The sequence below is a fragment of the Butyrivibrio fibrisolvens genome, from assembly GCF_037113525.1.
Lineage (GTDB): Bacteria > Bacillota > Clostridia > Lachnospirales > Lachnospiraceae > Butyrivibrio > Butyrivibrio fibrisolvens.
The window spans coordinates 845,861-867,619 of the sequence record NZ_CP146963.1 but is presented as its reverse complement, the minus strand read 5'-3'; the positions used below and the strand labels follow the sequence as shown (position 1 = coordinate 867,619).

General features: G+C 39.7%; 16 protein-coding genes. 1 reads left to right on the top strand and 15 read right to left on the bottom strand.

Annotation, left to right across the window (positions count from 1 at the left end; genetic code table 11):
* Positions 1-271: 271 nt before the first annotated feature.
* From WAA20_RS03460 to WAA20_RS03410, 11 genes are all read right to left on the bottom strand, one after another.
* A complete protein-coding gene (locus tag WAA20_RS03460; RefSeq protein WP_073389726.1) occupies positions 272-1,411 on the bottom strand; it encodes an NAD(P)-dependent oxidoreductase in 1,140 nt (379 codons plus the stop codon).
* Positions 1,412-1,553: 142 nt separating this feature from the next.
* Positions 1,554-2,432: an ABC transporter ATP-binding protein gene (locus WAA20_RS03455; protein ID WP_073389728.1), complete on the bottom strand. Its 879-nt coding sequence runs from the start codon at positions 2,430-2,432 to the stop codon at positions 1,554-1,556.
* Positions 2,433-2,445: 13 nt separating this feature from the next.
* The gene (locus WAA20_RS03450) at positions 2,446-3,222 is read right to left on the bottom strand and encodes an ABC transporter permease (RefSeq protein WP_073389729.1); all 777 of its coding nucleotides are present in this window, start codon (positions 3,220-3,222) and stop codon (positions 2,446-2,448) included.
* A complete protein-coding gene (locus WAA20_RS03445; RefSeq protein ID WP_073389731.1) occupies positions 3,206-4,333 on the bottom strand; it encodes an acyltransferase family protein in 1,128 nt (375 codons plus the stop codon). Before WAA20_RS03445 ends, WAA20_RS03450 begins: the two co-directional genes overlap by 17 nt.
* 76 nt (positions 4,334-4,409) lie before the next feature.
* The gene (locus tag WAA20_RS03440; protein ID WP_073389732.1) at positions 4,410-5,678 is read right to left on the bottom strand and encodes a CDP-glycerol glycerophosphotransferase family protein; all 1,269 of its coding nucleotides are present in this window, start codon (positions 5,676-5,678) and stop codon (positions 4,410-4,412) included.
* Between the two features lie 50 nt (positions 5,679-5,728).
* A complete protein-coding gene (ispD, locus tag WAA20_RS03435; RefSeq protein ID WP_073389734.1) occupies positions 5,729-6,451 on the bottom strand; it encodes a 2-C-methyl-D-erythritol 4-phosphate cytidylyltransferase in 723 nt (240 codons plus the stop codon).
* The gene (locus WAA20_RS03430; protein WP_073389735.1) at positions 6,448-7,386 is read right to left on the bottom strand and encodes a LicD family protein; all 939 of its coding nucleotides are present in this window, start codon (positions 7,384-7,386) and stop codon (positions 6,448-6,450) included. The genes ispD and WAA20_RS03430 overlap by 4 nt, the downstream gene beginning before the upstream one ends.
* A 12-nt stretch (positions 7,387-7,398) precedes the next feature.
* On the bottom strand, positions 7,399-8,217 hold the full coding sequence (locus WAA20_RS03425) for a DUF4422 domain-containing protein (RefSeq protein WP_073389737.1): 819 nt from the start codon (positions 8,215-8,217) through the stop codon (positions 7,399-7,401).
* A gap of 365 nt (positions 8,218-8,582) precedes the next feature.
* A complete protein-coding gene (locus WAA20_RS03420) occupies positions 8,583-9,830 on the bottom strand; it encodes a bacterial transcriptional activator domain-containing protein (protein ID WP_073389738.1) in 1,248 nt (415 codons plus the stop codon).
* A 298-nt stretch (positions 9,831-10,128) separates the two neighbouring features.
* Positions 10,129-10,968 (bottom strand): formate/nitrite transporter family protein, encoded by an 840-nt coding sequence (locus WAA20_RS03415; protein ID WP_073389740.1) that lies wholly within the window; start codon positions 10,966-10,968, stop codon positions 10,129-10,131.
* A 488-nt stretch (positions 10,969-11,456) separates the two neighbouring features.
* Positions 11,457-13,853, bottom strand: coding sequence for a beta-L-arabinofuranosidase domain-containing protein (locus WAA20_RS03410; protein ID WP_073389741.1), 2,397 nt, complete (start codon positions 13,851-13,853; stop codon positions 11,457-11,459).
* An 807-nt stretch (positions 13,854-14,660) separates the two neighbouring features.
* Here WAA20_RS03410 and WAA20_RS03405 point away from each other — a divergent pair.
* Positions 14,661-15,536 carry an AraC family transcriptional regulator gene (locus WAA20_RS03405; RefSeq protein WP_073389743.1) on the top strand — a complete coding sequence of 292 codons (876 nt, stop codon included), beginning with the start codon at positions 14,661-14,663 and terminating at the stop codon, positions 15,534-15,536.
* A 287-nt stretch (positions 15,537-15,823) separates the two neighbouring features.
* Here WAA20_RS03405 and WAA20_RS03400 read toward each other — a convergent pair whose 3' ends face one another.
* The 4 genes from WAA20_RS03400 to WAA20_RS03385 all read right to left on the bottom strand — a co-directional run bounded on the left by WAA20_RS03400 (position 15,824) and on the right by WAA20_RS03385 (position 21,677).
* Positions 15,824-17,350, bottom strand: a complete 1,527-nt coding sequence (locus WAA20_RS03400) for a hypothetical protein (RefSeq protein WP_073389744.1) — start codon at positions 17,348-17,350, stop codon at positions 15,824-15,826.
* A gap of 173 nt (positions 17,351-17,523) precedes the next feature.
* Positions 17,524-18,420 (bottom strand): hypothetical protein, encoded by an 897-nt coding sequence (locus tag WAA20_RS03395; RefSeq protein ID WP_073389746.1) that lies wholly within the window; start codon positions 18,418-18,420, stop codon positions 17,524-17,526.
* A gap of 78 nt (positions 18,421-18,498) precedes the next feature.
* On the bottom strand, positions 18,499-18,840 hold the full coding sequence (locus WAA20_RS03390; RefSeq protein WP_073389747.1) for a DUF1622 domain-containing protein: 342 nt from the start codon (positions 18,838-18,840) through the stop codon (positions 18,499-18,501).
* Between the two features lie 302 nt (positions 18,841-19,142).
* Complete coding sequence (locus tag WAA20_RS03385) at positions 19,143-21,677, bottom strand: glycoside hydrolase family 2 TIM barrel-domain containing protein (protein ID WP_073387117.1); 2,535 nt, start codon at positions 21,675-21,677, stop codon at positions 19,143-19,145.
* Positions 21,678-21,759: the final 82 nt, after the last annotated feature.

The window sequence follows — 21,759 nt, the reverse complement described above, 5'->3', positions numbered from 1 at the left end:
TTTAAGAAAATTTGTTATATAAAAAACGAAATGCAGGCATCCAGATAAACTGTTGCCTGCACTCATTATGAGGGGTATTGATGAGATATATAGTATAAGGAATTAATGCTCAGTTTTAATTCCTTTACTACCTGATCTGTCAGAAGAATTTCTCCTGACAGATCAAATTATCACATACCCACCTAAATTTTACCTAAATGATCTATCGCTTGTTCCAAATAAAGAACTGTTCTGGCAGATCAATATCTGAACACTTTTTTTAATAAAAATCTCAGATATTAAGCTGCTTCATACTTGCCATCATACGTCTGTATGCATCTTCAAGGCCATAACAAGGCTCCCAGCCAAGTGCTTTGAGTTTTGTATTTGAAAGCTTCATCTTAGTATCTGCTGCATATCCAAATTTATTATCTTCAGGAATATCAAATACAACCTTGATCTTGCCACCTGCAAGTGTTTCAGAAGCAAACTTAGCCATACCTGCAATTGTGGTGTGAGTATCTTCGTTACTGATGTTATAGGCATTAGAATTCTCACCCTTAACAAGTATTGTAAGAAGACCTCTTATAGTATCTGCTGTATAGCAGTAATTACCTTCAGAAAGGCCTTTAGTATGAAGGACTATATCCTGGCCATTCATTACGCTTCTTGCAAACTGTGCAAATACCCTGTTTTCACCGGGAAGTATTCCTGCACCAAAAGTCTGGGAAAGACGTGCGATCTTAGCAGGCACATCAAACTCTTTAGCATAAGCAATGCACATATTTTCACACATGCGCTTTGTAAGCTGGTAGTTACTTCTGACTACTAAAGGATCGATATAACCCATCTTGTCCTCAGTTACATATGTAGCTTCTGTAAAGCTTCCGTATACTTCCATTGAAGATATATAGACAAAAGAAGCTGTTCCGAACTCTCTTGCTACTTCAAGCATATTCTTAGTGCCATTAATAGCTGTATCTATTGTCTCTACAGGCATTTCTACCATCATCTTAGACGCTGTTACAGCAGCTCCGTGGATGATGTATAAAGGCGCATCACCTTTGTTTTCACTTTCCCTTATAGAATCAAGAGATGACTTTACAGAACTCATGATTCCGTCTTTGTCATTGAGGTCTGCCTGAACAAATGTAATATCACCACGATCAGCAAGATCGCCGTAGATAGACTTAGCCTTCTCAGGATTTCTTACAAGGGCCATGATGCTGATGTTCGCATCTTTAAGCCTGTTCATAGCTGCAAGGCTCTTAACCATCTGCATACCAACAAGGCCTGTTGCACCTGTTACAAGGATTATTGAATCCTTAAGTTTGTCAAAAGGCACTTTGTCATTAAGAGCTGTATTTTCAAGATCCTCCTGAAGTGTAGAATCCAGGGGGCTTTCTATAATGTTTTTATCTTTTATACTCATAATCAACCTCATGTCGTGAACGTAGTGAACGGCTAATGGTTCGATATTGGTGTAGTTTACTACACCAATTCGTAGAGTTTGAAAATCTTATTTTCAAACTCAAACCTCATGTCGTGAACGACTAATGGTTCGACTTTATCTTTTATTTAGCGGCAGCGGCTTTGGCCTGTGCTTTAGCAGCACGTTCAGCTGCTTTTCTGTCTTTTTCTTCTTCCTCTTTTTGCAGACGGATCTTGTAATCTGCTGCAAGCTTGTCGATATCTGCTCTCTTCTTAGGAAGCTTTTTGGTCATAAGGAACTCTTCGTAAGCATCACAGTAAAGTTCAACTTCATCAGTAAATGCAACCTGCTTACCATGATCAAGCCACAAGATTTTATTGCAAAGCTCTCTTACCTGAGAGATTGAATGGCTTACCAGAAGACCTGTAACACCGCTATCAAGAATCTCTTTCATCTTATCGCCGGATTTCTTTCTGAAAGCGCCATCACCAACTGATAATACCTCATCAAGGATGATGATATCCGGATTAACAAGACATGCGATAGAAAAGGCAAGTCTTGATTTCATACCAGACGAAAGCTGTTTGAACTCATAATCCTGGAACTCTTCAAGCTCAGCAAACTTAATGATCTCATCATATTTCTCATCAAGGAACTGTCTTGTATAGCCAAGGAGCGCGCCACGAAGATACGTATTTTCCTTAACTGTCATATCTCCGTCAAATCCGCTTGCAAGCTCAAGAAGAGCCGCGATATTACCCCTTGTGTGAAGCTCTCCGTAAGTTGGGATCATGATACCTGTAACTGCCTTTAAAAGTGTAGACTTTCCGGCACCATTAGATCCGATGATACCAAGCATGTCTCCCTTTTCAAGCTTAAAGGTTACATCCTTGTCCGCCCAGAACTCCTTTACATGGTAGTTGCCCTTTAAATGACGAATAACATATTCTTTTAAACCAATTGCCTTAAAGTCACCCGTCATATAACGGATGCTGACATTATTACATTCTATAACTGACATAACGTTAATCCTCTTATAAATAGTACAGGAATGCGTGATTATTTTTCTTGTAGATAAGACCACCTATAAAAAGGCTTATTCCTGCATAGAAAAGACACAGAAGATGGTACTCCAGTGACGGAACAAGGCCATCGATCATTATCACACGGAAATACTTGATATATACATAAACCGGATTCAGTAAAAATAATCTCTGTCCAAAAGCTGAAAACTTATCAACTGAATAGAAAACAGCTGAAACATATGTCAGAAGTGTGAGTACGATATCGTAAAGGTATCTGATATCTCTAAAGAATACGAACATCGCTGACAGAATAAGACCAACTCCGATATTAAGTCCCAAAACGCAAAGAATCGGGAAGAACAAAAGGAACTGTCTTGGATGGAATGTTATTCCGTCAAATGCACAGAAAATAAAGTATACGACCAGTGTAAGTCCAAAGTTAACAAGCGCTGATACGTTCTTGGATAAAAGGAACATATACTTTGGCACATTGATCTTAGTAAATATCTTGGAGTTATTAACAAGGCTGGTCATACCATTCTTGGTAGATTCCTTATAATATGACAGAACAAGCTGACCACTGAAAAGGTATGTTACATAGTGTTCCATCTTGTGACCAAACAGATTTGAAAAGATCACATACATAACAAGAAGTGTGAAAAGAGGTGAAAGAATACTCCACCCCATTCCAAGAATACTTCTCTTATACTTTTGTTTAAAATCTCTTTTAACCAGTTCTTCAAAAAGGAACTGATACTTTTTGCATTTTTTAATTATCTTTTTCATTTTTTACTAAAATAGCTTTTAAGCCCCTCTTAAAGTTTGGTGACACCTTCTTATAAAGAAATGCCAATGCTTCAACTACAAGTGCCGTTACAAATGAACAGGCAATATAGATCAAAGTCTTTTCCTGCTTACTGAGACTGTCTTCCAGTATCAGATTCAGATTCTGAGCATAATATAAATGTGAAAAATACATTGCTGCTGAAAATCTTCCCAGTATCATACTGAATCTGTTGTTAAATGCATCAGATAAGATACCGACCTGCGCAAAGGACAGGATAATTGATATAGACAGCACCATCAGGAAGAAATAGTCATCTTTGCCCGGCTTATCACTATACATATAGATAATAGCCATACCATATCCTGCCAGCTGAAGAATTTCAAAAATAAATCCGGCCAGCTTAGACCAGTTTACAGACTTTATTTTCCTGACTATGTCGTATGACCAGATACCAATGCAAATCTCAGCAAAAGCTCTTATGTTGCCTTTATAAATAATACTGTACACCTTTGTAGGATTTCTTGGATGACCATCAAGAATGCACATCATTCCAAGAAACATAAGTGCCAAAAACGGACACCAGATCTTCCTCATCATATGAGGAAACCTTCTAAGCAGCGGATACAATATCGTCATGCAGATAAGCATTGAAGATATGTACCACATAACTCCATCGAGTCCGCCATAATAGATGCCTGTCATCTTCAAAAGAGAAAGTTCCCAGAAATCCTGCTTGAACTCCTCGAAAGCATCTACAATTGTCATGTGGTTAAGAATGATCACAAACAAAAGTCCTATAAACCAGGCAATAGGGAATTGTGGAAGTATTGCCTGTACCTTCTTTTTGATAAAAGAAGCTGTTTCATTTGCAAGATTCTTGTCAACCGGAATTGTATTATAGTTTTTGGAAGACACTATGCGGTCTACCGTATTCATCATCAGATAGCCGGACACTATGAAGAAGAACTCTACGCCCAGCGAACCTCCCAGAAAATAACAATTATCATCTCCCAAAAGGTACCTTGAATGATGAAGGAGTACAATAAAGGCGAAGACAAAACGCAGAATTTCTATTCTGCCATTTCTTCGGCTTTTTGTTTTTTCCGCCATATTCCAACCTCTAAATAATTATGTAAAAAATCCAAATAAGGGCGCAAAGGTACAATCCCCATGCGCCCTAACTATTTTAACCAAGAAGTTTCATAAGACGATCAGCGATTCTTTCACTCGCATGACCATCATCTATACATTCCTTACCATCCAGGAATTCCTTAACCTTCTTTGCATAAAGCTCTTCATCAAATGAACGAACATTGTTCATCATTTCATCATTGCTCTTTGCAACAGGGAATGGAGACTCTTCAAGTTTGAAGTAGAATCCACGTTCGTTGTTATATATATCAACGTCACGAGCATAGATAAATCCAGGCTTTCCGCTGAGAACGAAATCATAGATCCATGAAGAATAGTCTGTGATTCCGCAATCAACAAAAGAAAGAAGTTCCTGAATATCCGGAAGATCTGTTACGTCGATAACACAATCCTGCTTAAGCTTGTTCTGAGTCTTTTCTTTCTTCTTATCATTGTCATGATAACGAAGAAGTATCTTCCACTCGCCGCCAAAACGCTCTTCGAGTGCTTCAACAAGTCTGTCACAGTTAAGGTCATATACCTCGAAATTGTGAGTATCACGGAATGTAGGAGCATACAGACAAAGCTTTGTCTCAGGCTTAAGGCCTCTTTCTTCGAAGAAGTCCTTCTTCCACTGCTCTCTCTTTTCCTTATATGTGTCAAAGAAGATATCGTTTCTGGCATGTCCAAGACGCATGATCTTAGTTTGCTGCCAGAATGTCTCTCTGAATACATCCTCTTCAAACTTGGAGTTTGAAATACAGTAGTTTGTAAGCTTACCTGTACGGATAGCAGCTTCAGGCCATGAAAGGTTTGTATTGTAGTGATCAATGTCGAAACGCTTGATACCAAGACTACCATGCCATGTCTCAAATACACGCTGCTCCTTCTTAACAGGGAACGGATAAAACTTATCGCCAAGCAGTGAATTGATGATGATAACATGTGAAGAGCAAGCTGCTACGAAATATTCATAACTGTTCATCTTAACTACATGAACGTTAGGAAGATCCGGAACATAACCTCTTGTATTCATGTTGGTAACGCCCCAGTAAATCTCAACATTGGCATTACGCTTGATAAGCTCTTCGCAGATATACTTAGGGTTACATGAATAGCTGTGGTTAAATGTAATGAACATTATTCTGTTATGTATAACAGGTGTGTTCTGTGAAAGAACCTTACGGTTCTCATAACCTATAGAACGGTCAACCCATGTCTTAGTCTGCTTCCAGGCTACACCCATTCTCTTAAAGAATCTTCCTTCTACTGCAGCAGGAAACATTCTCTTTGCTTTTCTCTTTACAATCTGTACTACTGGCATTTTAAATCTCCTAAAATACTACTAATTATGTGTCTATGTACTAGTCTAATTTACAGACCAAAGATCTGCTGATTCTCACGGGCATCAATTATAGCACGGAACATATAGAAGTCAACCGGAGTTGTGATCTTGATGTTCTCAGCGCGGCCTTCTACTGTGAAAAGCTTATGTCCATAATACTTCATCATACTTGCTGAATCGATGAAGTCATCTTTCTGCTCTTCAATAGCCTTGCTGTGGCATGCCATAATGTCTTTGATATGGAAGCACTGAGGTGCTCTTGCCATAAGACACTGCTTACGATCAATGATACGTCCAACTTCGCCGTCTGCCTCGTTATCAAGGAAGATAGTCTCGATAGCAGGAGTAACAGTGATAGCATTACCCTTAGTATTAGCGCACTCGATTGCCTTAGTGATCGTATTAGGATCAACAAGTGGACGAACACCATCATGAATAAGAACCACGTCATCATCGCTATACATTGATGAGATAGACTTAAGACCATGATAGATTGATTCCTGACCTGAAGCACCGCCAGGAACAATAGCGCGAACCTTTGTGATATTGAACTGTTCACAGTACTTCTTCATCTGAGGGATCCACTCTTCGAGACATGCAATAACGATGCCGTCTACATCAGGATGGTTCTCAAACTTCTCAAGAGTATATATGATGAGTGGCTTACCATACAGTATAAGGAACTGTTTTGGTACTGCCTTTGAATTCATACGCTTACCGGTACCGCCGGCGAAAATTAATGCTGCGTTCATTTGTAAATCCTTTCACTACTACTTTTATCTTCAAGGCTCAGATAGAATGGTTTAAAGAAAATATGCTTCTCTATCTGATCCTGAGATGGCAACTTCATGTAATCTCCGTAAAGATTCTTCAGATACAGATCGATATTACGTGGAACTCTGTACAATTTATCATCATACAACACTTTTCTCGTTCTGCAAACATCTTTTCGTAAATACATCTCTCCCCAGAAATATTTGCGTCCTGTCGGAACCGTAATATACTTGGAATGATCATTCTTACAGATGCGGTTCCAATTATCTCCCGCCTTTACAAGCGTATCAAGAGAGATAAAAGAAATCAAGAATCCTATCACAATCTTCATTCTAAAAACTTTAGCCAGCTTATCTTCACCGGCATCAGATGCCATCTTCATCATCTCTTTCCTGTCACGGTAGAACTTTCTGCATGACACAAGAAATCCCAATCCACAACATCCTACTCCATGAAGGTTTCTGATGAGTGCATTGTTAAAAGTATTCTCCATGACAAAGAGGTCAATGAAAGCCCCGGCTTCTTTGTTTTTAAAATCTTCTCTGGTTACTACACTGGTTCCTTTTAGTCTTATTCGGGACAAAAGCAGATTGTAGCCTTTAGTTCCCTGCGGAGTATGTATCCAGTACTTCCATCCAAATTTTCTCTGAAAAATAGGGATGAATCTGTCATAGTCTTTTCGTGGCATATTGATATCAATATCATCATCCCACGGAATAAAACCATGATGGCGGACAGCGCCAAGTGCTGAACCGCCACCCAGTGTGTACGTTATATTATTCTCCTCGCAGACAGAAACAACATCTGCAAGGATCATGTTAAGTGTCTTCTGAAGCGCATGGAGCTGCTCATCATCAAGAACAACATTCCCTGCTGACTCCATGTGCTTAAAAGCATTAACCGTCGATAACAATTTTATTCTCCATTATTCATACTTCTCATGGAAAATCTTAGCACGAAGGAATTTACTTATCTTTTTAACCCAGTCTATTTTTTCCATGTACACATATGGAAGAATCTTCACTTCGGACTGATCGATTCGACCTGTCTCGATCTGATAATCCAGCCATACATTAAATATGATCTCACTGACTCTGCCGCAGTATCTACCCTGGAAGTGAGACATGTGTCTGACATCGATCTTCTTCTCAAGTTCTGCAAGGATGTTAAAGAGCCATGTGCAATATTCATCAAGAAGTTCACGGTCCATGATCATCATATTGAACATATGTCCACTTGTCTGACGAAGAACCTTGTCATACGTCTCGATGTATTCAGGATACATCTGAGATATGATTCCTCTTGTTACATAAAGGTGCTCTATATAATGAGTGTGCTGATAATGTGAATACAGCGACTCGATAACATAGTGACGTTTAGTCGGAAGGAAAACACGATACTTACCAAGCATGGGCTGAAGCTCACGACGAAGAAGAATCTTTCCCTTAGGGTTTCTTGATGATCTGAAACCACCAAAATAACGTCTATAATGGCAAAGGCCTATATAATCCGCATCAAGGTTCTTCCAAGCCCAGTACAGACCTGTAAGTTCGCAATAAAGCGGATTTTTTTCTGAAATATTATCACCCTCGTTGTCCTTCTGGTAGCCAAGATCCTTCTGATTACCATTGGTGTCCTTATCAAGGGCAGCACCAACCTGCATAGGAATATACATCTTGCTATGAGGCATCCAGTACTTCTTATGAGTGTTGACTATTATCTTTACTGACTGATACTTTTTCATGTTTTTCCCCTAGTTAGATGTCGGAATAGAGACCACTCTGTTAACAGTTATCAAAAAACTATTTTTACTAAATGTATCCGAGAGCCACTCTTTGGCTCGAAAAAAGGTACACTACCCTGTGTACCTCGCTTTCCCCTAACTAAATGATACTATAACATAAAGAAATTGCCGTGTCATTGACATTTGTAATAAAAGTAAACTTTTTTTGATAAATTTTTTGTAAATTTTAATAAAAGATGAACAAATTATGAACGCCGCCCCACTTTCAGCAGTGGGACGGCGTTTGGAATTTCTTAAGTCGATATATAAATATCATAAGGTAAAAAACAGATTAGATCCACTTTTATTAATGAAGCTTCTCGATCTTATTTGGCCTCTTCATCAAGTTCAGCCGGAAGCTCTGCAAGCGATACAACACTATATTTGAAGTCTGCTCTGGAACCTGCGATCTCTTTAAGTCTTCTATTGATACGGCGATAGATGATATCGCAGTCTTCCTGACTTGTTCCAACCAAAAGGATAAGGAACTGGCTGTTAGAGTACTTGGTAAAAGTATCTCCCTGACGAAGAGTATCATGGATTGCTTCCCAAAGAGCCTGGCTTCTTGCACGAAGCTTGTCCTGATTGCGGATCATCTTGCCTTCATAGTCAACCAGAGTACACAGCATCATGAATACTGAATATCCGGTTCTCTCCATATTTCTGGAAAGAATGTGATAGGCATCGATAAAGCTTGGATATGAGCAGTCGTAAGCGCCCTCATCATCTGTAACTTCAACAGATCTTCTGTCCTGAGTCATCTCAGCCTGAATCTGATGGATCTGTCCCGGTGCATTATCGATCTTTGCACTCATCTTGTGATATACATCAAGGAGTTTCTCCGGAATAGGAAGACCAAGCTCAGTTGTATAATAAGCAACTGTACTGTCATAAACTCTAAGAGCATTCTTATAATCACCCTTAGCGATAAGTGTCTCTATCTGACCAACCTGCCAGTCATTCTCAGGATATATCTCTGCTGCACGTCCATAGATATGGTAAGCTTCTTCATATTCCTTCTTGTTAAGGATATATTCGCCAAGCCATGCTACAACTTCATCATACATCTTGCGAAGAGCTACGCTTTCCATAATGACCCAGGTCTCTGTAGAAAGTGCAGGAAGAAGTTCTCCCTGATATAACTCAAAAGCTTTATTGAAATACTCGTATTTAAGTTCAGGGTCTTCTGTATCATGACCCTTTCTGTAGTTATCTTTAAAATCAAGAGCATCAACCCATACTGGTACTGCAGGGTCTATAATAAACATCTTCTTGTGCTTTTTAACATAGCTTTCTGCAGGGAGTCCTGCAGCAACCATCTGCTTACGCATCTGATAAAGAAGATTGTTGAAGCTGTTACTGATGTTCAGGGTCTCTTCTTCACCATAGAGCGCGGAAATAAGCTCATCTTTATAAACACCTTTATCACCCTGGAGCCACACGATCTGCAAAAGCTGAGTAAACTTCGATGCGTTGTTACGCCCCGGAGTCACTTCTTTTCCATCATAGATAAGAGAAAATTTTCCAAGAAGCCGTACCTGTAATACTTTTCCATCCACTTTGGTCTGTTCCATATTCAAGTCCTTCCCCTTTACAATACCCTCTGAATAAAAAGAACGAAATAGTATCTTTTATCATAAAATCAATCATATTTAGTATAACACATTTTAGTTATTCATCATATTTACATTGAAAATTTTTTTTAAGATATATTTTTATAATTTTTATAGTGCGCGGGGAGGTTTATTAATATGAAGAAACTCCACACCATGCTATCACAGTGTGGAGTATTGAAAAAACAAATGCTTTATGACTTCTATAAAAAATCTCCGTGTTAATAGATACTAATTACTACTTTTGAAACTAATATGATCATTTGTTTTTATTCTTGCAATGAACAAGGAAGCATGGAAGACCTACGAAGATCATTCCTCCGAGGATATTACCGATAGTAACAGGAATCTGATTAGCGATAAAGCCTCCGATGCTGAGTTTTGAAAGCTGATCTGCTGTTATTCCATATACTTCCTGAGCTTTAGCCACATAGTTTTCATTAGTTGCTGCCATGATTCCAACAGGGATATAGAACATGTTAGCAACGCAGTGTTCGAAACCGCCTACTACAAAAGCCATGATTGGGAAGAAAATAGCCCAAACTTTGCCGCCGATATCTTTGGCTGCTGTTCCCATAAGGATAGCTGCGCATACAAGTATGTTGCACAGGATTCCTGATGTAATGCCTTTTACAGGTGTAATAGAACATTTGCCGAGCGCAACTTTGATGGAATAAGCTCCGAGAAGTCCTGAAGAATAGTCGAGGTTGCCGGAAAAATATGTGAGTGCTGAAATTATAAGAGCGCCAACGAGGTTTGAAAGCCAGATGATGAGAAGGTCTCTTGCAACCTTGCCCCATGAAAATCTGTGGTCCATGGCGCCCATAGCTGTAAGGCAGTTACCTGTAAAGAGTTCTCCGCCTATGAAGGTGATGAGCATAAGGCCTACGGGGAAAATGATGCCTGATACGAATCTTGAAAGGCCTACATTGTCTACAGAGTGAGCTGCGGTTGAGCTTGTGGCTCCGCCGAGGGCGATGAAGGCGCCTGCCATGATTCCGAGGAGGATCATCTTAATAATAGGAAGATTAACTTTGGTTTCTCCTCCTTTAATATTTGTTTCGATAACCTGAGCTGGTGAATTAAATAGATTGTCCATTTTACAATATTGTCTCCTTGTTAAAAAAATCACATCACATTATAGCAGATTATGCGGGGATGTCCAATGCACAGGGGAAACATTTTAGGTGGTCGCGGATTCGGGAGGAGGGCAGTTAATAAATGATTTGGTTGTCATGAAAAATGTATAAAATTCAAGGCATGATATCTGGAGATTTCTATTCCCAGGGTCCGAAACTCGCTACGCTCAAACATGCGGACCCTAAACGGGAATATAAATCTCCATCTATCAAGCTCTTGAATTTAATACATTTTTCAAAGACAACCAAATCATTTATTAACTGCCCTCCTCCCGAATCTTCAAAGTATCGAATATGTTTATTTGTGCTTTGATTTTGTTATAAATACTTTTAATTGTACGGGATTGGTAAAGCTATAGCATTAATATGTAAAAAGACGTGAGCAATTCAGTCGTCAACTGTAGAGTTGGCGTTTGAATTGCTCACGGCGTGTTAGAGATATGGGGGATCATCTGATGACTACAAAGTCGGTAATTCTAGCGGAGTCACTATCGCTGTTTCCTTCAAAGCGCACGGGAATCACTAGGTATTCTTTGTCATAGGCGGTTATGAGCTGGGCTTTACGTACCAGGTCTAAGGGGAGTTCTATATCAATTGTATATTTAGTTGCTTCCTGGTTGCCTATGTAGTTGATGTGGTTTAGGTTGGAGTTAAATACTATTGTACCAGCGGCGGATATTTTTAAAGGCTTGCCATCATCTTCGGTGAGGACTGTTATGCTGAGGGTGTTGGGGCGGCCAGGGTTTACGATCATGCGGTAGGTGAAGCTACCGGAAGGTGTTGCTCTTCGGCTTGTGATGGGGCTGGTAGTTCCTAGGCTGCCGTTGTCTTCCATGTTATGGAGGGCGTCGTTTTCGTATTGGCCGTAGCCGGCTTCGATCATGTCGAGGACGCCGGATTTGTTGTTTTTCCTTGATATGAGGTCATCTTGCTGCTCTTTTTCAGACATATAGTAAAAGTATATTCCGTAGCGGTGTCTGTATTTGAGGAAGTGTGGAGCAAATATGTAGCCTGCGCCAGTGACTTTGAAGGCTATACTGCCATCGGCACTAAGGACGGGCTTTACATAATCTGTGATGTTCTGAGCAAAATCTTGGGCAGTCATATCATCAGGGATTGTGATGTATTCTGATTCTACGATCTTCTCAGCAGGGATGGTAACGTCAACGCCTGTGGTTGATGTCTTAAGGTCCTTGTCTCCAAGGTCTGCGGACAGAACATATGGACCGTAACATAATGCCATACAGCTCGCAGCATCAGGAAGAGGCTGTGCATATACTTTCATGTTAAATTTTACGATTACTTCATCGCCCGCTTTCAATACATTACTGATAATAAGAATTTTATTTGTAATAGTATACTCAGCTTTATTATCATTAACATGGATCTCCAGATCACCATCCTGCCAAGCGGGGATTCTAAGAGCAAGTTTTCTTGTATTTGTGCTGTCGCCTGTAAGTTTTATAACTACTTTATCTGATCTAAGAAGATCTGCACTGATCTCATAGGTTATATTCTTTCCATCGAGTCCTGTAGCTTGAAGCTTGGAGCTCATGTACATTCCTACGTAGACATTTTTTTCATCCTGATAAAAGAAGCCGTCGCCAAGCTTAGTGAAGTTCTCCATTCCTGTTCCTGTGCAGCACCAGAACTTATTGAACCTTTCGCCGTATACCTTGAAGTATCCTGTAGACATAGGTTGGAAATAAGTGGTCATGCCTGTTTCAGGATTTTGAGATGAGAGGATTGAGTTGATGAAGGTCTTTTCATAATAGTCAAGGTACTTAACATCGCCGGTTACTTCAAAGAGGGTCTTGGCGAGTTTGAGCATGTTGTAGGTGTTGCAGGTTTCGTTGTTTGCATTGGTACGTTCTGCATCAAGTACGTTGTCAAGGCCAAAATGCTCCCATTCGCTGTTGCCGCCGGTTGCATAGGTATGTTTTGAAATTACCATGTCAAAAAATTTCTCAGCATACTCAAGATAACGGGTTGCATCAACCAGCTCGCCGCCTACTGTCTTTCCATGGACCTGCACGTATCTATTGATTGCGCCAAGGAATTTGGGAATTGTGGTATTGGCATGGAGGCCGTCAAGAGCATTGGGGGCGCCTTCAGATATTCTTTCAAAAAGCTTATCCTGGTCAAAATAGTGAGCTGCTTTAGCGTACTTTTCATCCTGAGTGCAGTTATAGAGTTCATATAAAGCATCATTCATTCCGCCGTATTCTGTAGAGAGAACAACTTCGTTAAGATCAGGCCCCCATAAAGATGCTCTGTCATAGGTCCAGTCGCCAAGGCCTTTGGCAAGGGTGAGTGCTTCAGGATTTCCTGTAAACTTATACACGTCTATAATTCCAGCAAGGATCTTGTGCATGGTATACCACGGAACCCAAGCCTCTGTAATAATGTTGGTCTTGCGTTCTTCAACATTATCAAACTGAATCTCAACATTATCGCGGTCAAGAATAGCTGCTCCGAATATGAAGCCTTTCTTTCCTTTTGAATTATTCTGGCACTCAAGGAGTGATGAGATAAGATAGTCTGTTTTTTTCTTGATCTTGTTCTTATCATCAGGTGTTATGCATCTGCTAACATAGCTCTGGGCAAGAGCTGTGAGGTAATGTCCCATTGTATGTCCTCCAATGAGCATGTTCTCCCAGCCTTCATATCTGACTGCGCCTTTCATGTCAATGCCGGCAGTGTCTCTGAAGCCGGCGAGCATCCTGTCATCATCTATGGATAAAAGATAATCGAGTTCCTTTTCAAAGGCATTGGTCATGTAGGGATCTGTCGCCTCGACATTTTCTAATCCGAAACAATTTATGATTTTGGTATTGTGTAGCATATTGGCCTCCGGGTGGTTTTTTGGGCTTTGCCTTCAGGGCAATGACAAATATAATCATAAGTCTCATGTGAAAATAATCTAGTTCTTCTAAGGGGATTTTCCGCTTACGTAAACACGCAGTACTGCAGCTCCAAATCCCCTAAGAAGAACACGATTATTTTCAAAATCGACTTATGATTTTATTTGTCATTGTCCTGAATTGAAAGTTCTTGAATAAACTGGAGCGATAATTCTTCTGGCTCAGTTTACAAATTTCTGCAGATGAATTAGTTAACAGGCAACTTATTTGCAACAATATTTCAAATGAACTATCACTTCCTTTGAACAATACCATAGGAAATAAAGATAAAAAATAGCACTTTGATATTTTAGGTGTCATTTTTTCTCTATTTACAAAATGACACCTAAAGCATATATTTAAAATGTAAATATGTGATATTAAAGCTTAATATTTGGCGTAAAATGCGCAAATACATTGTTAGTCATAATATGCTCAGATTAGAATCAGTGCTAATACGGTGTCATTTAGTTATATTTGGTGTATTTTTGATAAGATATTTGTTTTTGCTAGTATTCAAGCGGTTTTAGCATGCGCCATGTTTTCAGGTGTATTTTTTACATTTAAATGATTCATTCGTTTTTTACAATATATTATGCCGAAAATCGCTCCTACAAAATTAGTTTTTCCTTTCAGTCAAAACATGAGGTTAGGAGTTAATCGTAGATTAACTCTGCGAATTAGTTCCGCTTCGCTACACTAATTTCGAACCATTAGTTTTTCCTTTCAGTCAAAACATGAGGTTAATCATGAAACTTATTCCAATTGCCTTATATTCGTTATATTCATACCATTACACGGGGAAGTTTAAGGCGCTTTCGTCGGAGTGGCAGCATAATAAGACCTCTCTCAAGGATTATGAACTGATAATCATGACAGAGGGAGAGCTGTATCTTAGGTATGATGGGAATAACTATACTGTAAAAAAGGGAGAATATCTTCTGCTGCCGCCATCAGAGAACGGGTTTAGGGAAGGTTTTAAGAAGGCTTACTGCTCTTTTTACTGGATGCATTTTGTGACTGACCATAGCAGTAAGGTGCCTTATGAGATAAGTCCGGGGAATCCTAAGATAAAAGAGATTGATACTTCCAAATATGGATTTATTCCTCAGAGCGGTGCGATAGCATCTCCCGAGAGAATTCTTGTAATGATGAAACAACTTCAGGATATGGTCAAGAATAACTATCCTACCGTTTCACTCAATGCTATGGTTACAAGCATAATGATGGAGCTTTATGGAGAGATAATCGTTGGTGCTCCTGCCGCCTCTGACCCTGCTGCCAAGAAGCAGATTTATCTTGATATCATAGACTATATCCAGACCAATATATCCAAAAATATAAAGATATCTGATATTGCAGACGAATTCGGCTACAATCCGAAGTATCTGTCGCATCTTTTTGTAGAGATCAGGAATATTCCGCTTAAGCAGTTTATAATAAGCCAGAAGATGGATGCTGCCAATTTTATGCTGGCAGATAATGACAAGACCGTATCACAGATAGCAAGTGATCTTGGATTTTCTGATGTTCATAACTTTGCAAGAGCATACAAAAAGTATACAGGACTAACGCCCAGCGAATACAGGAATGCTTTCGCAAAGCGTATGTTGTTTCATGTATAAACAATTCCAGCATAAAAGCCAACCAGAGCAGAAACCTCTTCATTTCAAGATCATAATATTTCCTGAACAGAACCAATCGTATGAAATGACCAGAACCTCTGTTAATTACGAGTACAGCAGATTCAGTATATCCTCTTTTGACGGCATCACTTTCAAAGCGCCTTTTCTTGTAGTAACGATTGATGCCGCAGCATTGGCGAATATCAGCATTTCTTTCAGGTTATCTTCATCAAGATTATCAAGCCCCTGCTCAAGTACATAAATTACTCCTTATTTATGTTCCAGTCTTATTCATCTTCCGGCAGATATTCGTACCCATACTCATAAATCTCATCAGTAAGGCCGATTTCCTGTTTGCGCTCTTTCAGCTTCTTTTCGTGTTCTTCCTTACTAACAACTTTAACACCATTCTTTTCGCACTCTTTTATGATCACTTCATATGGGTCATCAGGATTATTGGGATCATATGTGAGCTCATCACCATACATACCCCAAATTTCAAAATAGAAGTAATCATACTCACCGTCATCTCCATATGATATCTCTTCACTATACATACATGCGACTTCAGGAATATCAAATGTAAGATTAACAGATTCATGGTTTATAAATAGACGAACCGAGTATATTCCGTCATTATCATAATCGTACTGGCCATCTTCAGATTTGTCATACCAATGTTTATACTCACCATCAGCATTTATAAAGCCTTCATGTGTACCATGAGAATCTGCTCCAGAAGATCCATAAGAATATACTACTCCGTTGTAGTAGATAGTAGTGTGAGATCTGCTCCAACTTTCTTTGAAATAGCACATTTTCAGACAACCATCAATATTCTTGATCACCATATCAAAACTGAAGTCAATATTAAATGAAACACTCACAACCATTTCATAATCGCCATCTAAACCACAATCAATATATGTGTCGGTAATGTCTTCAATTGACTCATCATCATAAATTAGTGAATCCACAATTTCATCAAAAGTATATCCTTCTCCGTCTGTAAGTTTCCGTGAAAGATAATCACCCTCACTATTATCGCATCTTGTATCAAAAGTTACCTTTTCACTTCCATCCAGAAATGCCTGATACAATTTTGATGACTCTTCATCTATATTTATGAAATCCTTGTCGCGTGATGAAATAACAGTTCTATAAGCGGCATCTTCACCTTCATTGTTGAAATCAATATTCCATTCATTGTCTTTACAATAGATAATCTTATATGCTTCTTGGTAGACCATCCCCTCAACTTTGCCAAAAGATTTAAGTTCAAGTCCGTTCACAGTCTCATTGACTGGATAATCAAGCTTTACATCTCTAATCTGGCAGTCGTACAGTACGTCATCATCAACACTTTCTATTCCGCTTACAGGGAACAACTGTGAAACTTTCCCATCTTCAAAAGTATATGCATATATGATCTGATACTCTGTATCCGTATTGGCAAAATAGCCCAAGATAACATAATCATCAGTTCCATCATTATCAAGGTCAACCATCTGCAACTCTTTGACAGAAATTGGAATATCAGACTCGAAAGTCTGTATACTACCATCGCTCATGTTAAAAAAGATTTGGGTATTTTCTCCATTTCCTGAAGGCTTTGCCGAAGAATCATCCCATGTTACTGAATCGATGATAATATCAGAATCAGCGCTGCTATCATTTGTGCTATTTTCAGTACTAGTTTCTTCTGTTGCATCTTTATTTGAAAAAGTATCGTCAGCGCTGCACGCAGTTAAACAAGTAGTAATTAGTATAGCTGAAATCAGCCGTTTCCCACCATGAAAAAATTCTTTTCTCATATCTTGTAATTCTCCCCTAGATAAAATAACTAGTATATATTATCATCGTGGCAGTTTGTGAACAAGCCGTTTATAGAGCTTTCTAAGGCATTATAAAAGCTGCCACACCGTAGTGTGACAGCCTCAGCTAAATCCATACTTTTTCAACATTCTGATATTCTAAACAATTATCTTTATTTCAACGCCTCACCCTGGGCCTTTGCCTTTCTTATCAAGATCACATTTCTGATTCCAAGGATCAGGAATAATGCTGAAAAGCACCACATCATTATAGCAGCTCCTTTATTTCTGTGGGGAGGGATAGCTTTTTTGTTGAATTCCTCTTCGTCCATATATTCATCTTCGACTGAGAGGGCATCCATATCTTCGCACAGTTCCAGAGTATCGCCGTTCTGATAGCCAACTACTGTTACGTTCCCATCACCACTTATTTTGGATATGGTCCAACGCATCCTGTAGCTTCCTTCATAATCCTTCTCGTACTTTTTTTTGTTTAGAGCGCTTGAATCAAGCTGGCTTACCCATAACTGAGTACCATTTTGAAAATGATAGCCTTCGCTTTCAAGTCTTTCTATATCTTCCTGACTAAAATCACTCTTTTTTGCATCTACATTATTAAAACCAAACTGAATTGTAAAATCAGGACTAAGTATAAAATCACCTACCATAAGGCTTCCGCCAAGCATCTTGCCTTCGTAGCCATCAACTCCCTGACCGGCATATACTTCTTCCCAGACCCACTCTTTTGAGGATGAGCGATAGGCTAATTTCTCAACATGTCGATCTACTCTTGGGGCATCAAATGTCACATCAACAAGTTCGTCATAGCAAGAACTTGTCGATACAAGCTTACCTGAAATCGCAATGAGTTTACCTTCGTTCTCCGGATGAGGCTTGGCATCTTCTACATAAGTTGCATCTGTCCAGTAGAGATTACCTGCATGGTCCGGATCATCGTCATATCCAAGGTCTGCTATGTTGACCCAAGCCCAGAAAACTGCCAAAGCAAAAAATATGATCGTACTTTTTTTGCCGGGAACCTTTTTAGGTTTAGCTTCGGTTTTAGCCATATCCTTTATCCTCCATATATAATCCTGTACAGCTTAGTTAGTAGATCTTCACCTCTTTATATTCAATTAGTAAATAACTCATTCCTTCTGCGCGATCTCATTCTTCTCGTTCTTGATCTCCCAATGGATAAGGAAGGTAAGGACGCCTCTAAGAAGTATGATAGCGCCAAGAATTCCAAGCTCTGACCATTCTCTTACTACAACAGTTCTAAGGACCTCTCCGCCAAGCTTAAACTCAAGTGCAAGTGCTATTCCCTGAGCAAGGTGGAGCCTTATGTTCTCATCTTTTTTGAGCCATTCGGCGAAGCTTTTGATCGCCGTAAAAACAAGTATCATTACTCCGAAGAGTTCCATGATGATGGTACAGAGTTCAACAATGTAATATATATAGTTATCTGCTACAGAAATGACAGTTTCCATAGATTCCCCCCTTGTAAAACGCTGTCTCAAAGAAGTTGCATGGCAAAGACACTTTTACATATATTTGGTTATCATTTTTACAACTACTATTGTATCAAAAAATCGCTCCGATGTTCCTCCTATATGACTAATTAATTTGATGACGTAAGGGTCAAAAGTCATTTCGATTCGAGCTTGCTCGAAATCGAATATGAATTTATGACCCGCAAAACATGAGCAAAGTAGCACGTAGTGCGGATTTGCGAATGTTTTAGGATTGTGAGAGTTTCGAAGAAACGGAACAATCCGTTAGTCATAAGGTGTCAAAAGGAACTTTTGACACCTACCTCATTTGATTTTACAGTTAGTGATAAAGAAGTTTCCATTCTCTCCAAACCTCTAATTTCTGCTCTTACTGTTAAGACAACTCCCCCTTCTTCATATCCACTTCTGATAACTGCCATAGCTCTGCCTTTATAACTTTCAGCTATACTATCTGTATAGTTTTCTTCAGTAACAGGATTGCCACTTCCAAGCCCTGCAAGAATAGCCGGCCCTGTAACTTCTACTGTGATCACAGCGTTACTATCAGGCACTACATTTCCTTCATCATCCACAACTTCTATTCCAACATATGAAAGGTCATGCCCATCTGCCCGCAAATCATTCTTTTCCGGAACAAGTCTAATGCCAGACGGCGCTTTAGTTGTAGATATCTTATCTCTACTAATTTCCTTGCCATCTTTATAGCTGATTGCTTCAACAATACCGTTCTCATAAATCGTCTCGAAAGATGCTGCATTAGGGAATCTCTTATCGAGATCTGTTCTCTTTGTGCCGATGGATTTGCCATTTACTAATACCTCAACTTCATCTGCCCCGGAGAAAACAACTATCTCGATATTCTTGCCTTCATAGCCTTTATAATTCCAGCTTTTTTCTACATAAGGAAATCCCCACATGCCACAGATCTCCACCTTGCCAAAGGTATCGGGATGCTTGGAATAAACGAAAGTTTTGTCGCTGTGCCATGCTATGCTTCTATATTCGCCCTGGGGCATGAGCCGTCCTGTTATATCGAAATCCGCATCATTAGCGCATCTCCAGGGATATGGCGATGTCTCATATGGCATAACTGCCCATGGACCTCTTTTTACAAGAGGATCATCATTATCGACGTATACCGTCTTGCCTATTCCGGCCTCTCCGAGGTAATCCCAGGCTGTCCAGGTAAAGTCTCCTATCACATACGAATGCTCCTCAACAAAAGGCCAGCGAAATCCGATTTCCTTAGGGAAAGTCTCCGTACCAAGCATGACTCTGTCAGGAAACATGTCATGATCTTTCTCGTACAGATCTTCAAGATAGTTGTATCCCACAATATCAAGACCATTGGCAAAAGGCTCAGTCACCTTTTCCCATAATATATCATCGCCCTTAGCAGATGCATTCTGCTGATGGTCCTGGCACCTTGCAAGCTCATCATCAAGGCCGCTCCACATGGAACACAAGGCATTGCTTACAGGCCTTGTTGTATCAAGCTTGCGGAATGCTCTTGCAAGCATAGAGGCCGTCTTATATCCGCCGCCAAGACCGCCTCTTTCAGGGATTTCATTACCTGTAGACCAGATGATGACGGCAGGGTTGTTACGATCTCTTTTGACAAAAGAAGTAAGATCTTTATTCCAGTCGGTCGCAAAATACTGGCTATAGTCGCCGCTTCTCTTAGCCATATTCCAGGCATCAAAAGCCTCGTCAAATACGTACATTCCAAGCCTTGCGCAGGCTTCCAAAAGCGCAGCTGAAGGCGGATTGTGAGCGGTTCTTACAGCGTTATAGCCAAGTTCTTTGAGTTTTCGTATCTTCCTAACCTCTGCCTCGTATAATGAAACTGCACCAAGAAGGCCATTATCATGGTGAAGGCAGCCGCCTTTAAGTTTTATACTTTTTCCATTAATTCTTAATCCTCTTTTTGCATCAACCGATAACATCCTGATTCCAAAAAGAGTTCTCGATTCATCTATTCTCTCGTCTTCTTCAGGTATTAAATGAGTGCGGTATTCGCCAAGATTCTGAACCCTGACTGTCACTTCGTAGAGATTTGGATTATCTGCATCCCAGAGTTTTGGATTATCTATGGCAAAAGAAAATGAGGCAATCTCAGATGAACCTTTAGAGACATAAACTGCGCTACAGGCTTTTTTGATAACGTCGCTGCTGCCTTCTTGCTTCATCTCAAGTACTACCTGCACAAGTCTGTTTTTGTCAGAAGCATTCTCTATAGTTGCTTCAGCTTCGATCAAGGCATACTCTGCCCTGTCAGATTCTCCGTCAAAAGATACGTCACCTATTTCTTTGGTATATACATAGATGCCGATTTCTGCAACATGTACTTTAGGTCTATGGCACAGCTCAACGCTTCTATACAGACCGGTTCCTGTATACCATCTGGAATTCTCCTGCATGCTGGTATTAAGATTAACCGTGATCCTGTTAAGCTGACCGAAGGTTACATAGTCCGTAAGATCAGCATAAAATGGAGCATATCCATAGTGCTGAGAAGTTACCTTATAGCCGTTTATATCGATCGATGCATTGGACATGGCACCGTCAAAGCAAAGAAAAACACAGTCACCTTCCCACTCTTTTGGAATATCTATCTTTTTAGTATAGTTAACAATACTACCTTTAAAGTAACCCATATCAAAACGCCCTGGGGCATCAGACGTTACGGCGCCTCCTATCATGGCATCATGTGGAAGATTAACGAGTACTCCATTTCCATCTTCTAAAGTCTCCACCATATCAAGAAATCCTTTTCGAAACTCCCAGCCCTGATCAAGCAATATACGCTCCATTACTACCTCCCAAATAAAATCAAACTAATGATTTATATCTACAACGCTTTTACATAATTGGCAAAGTTCTTTTGCCACTAAT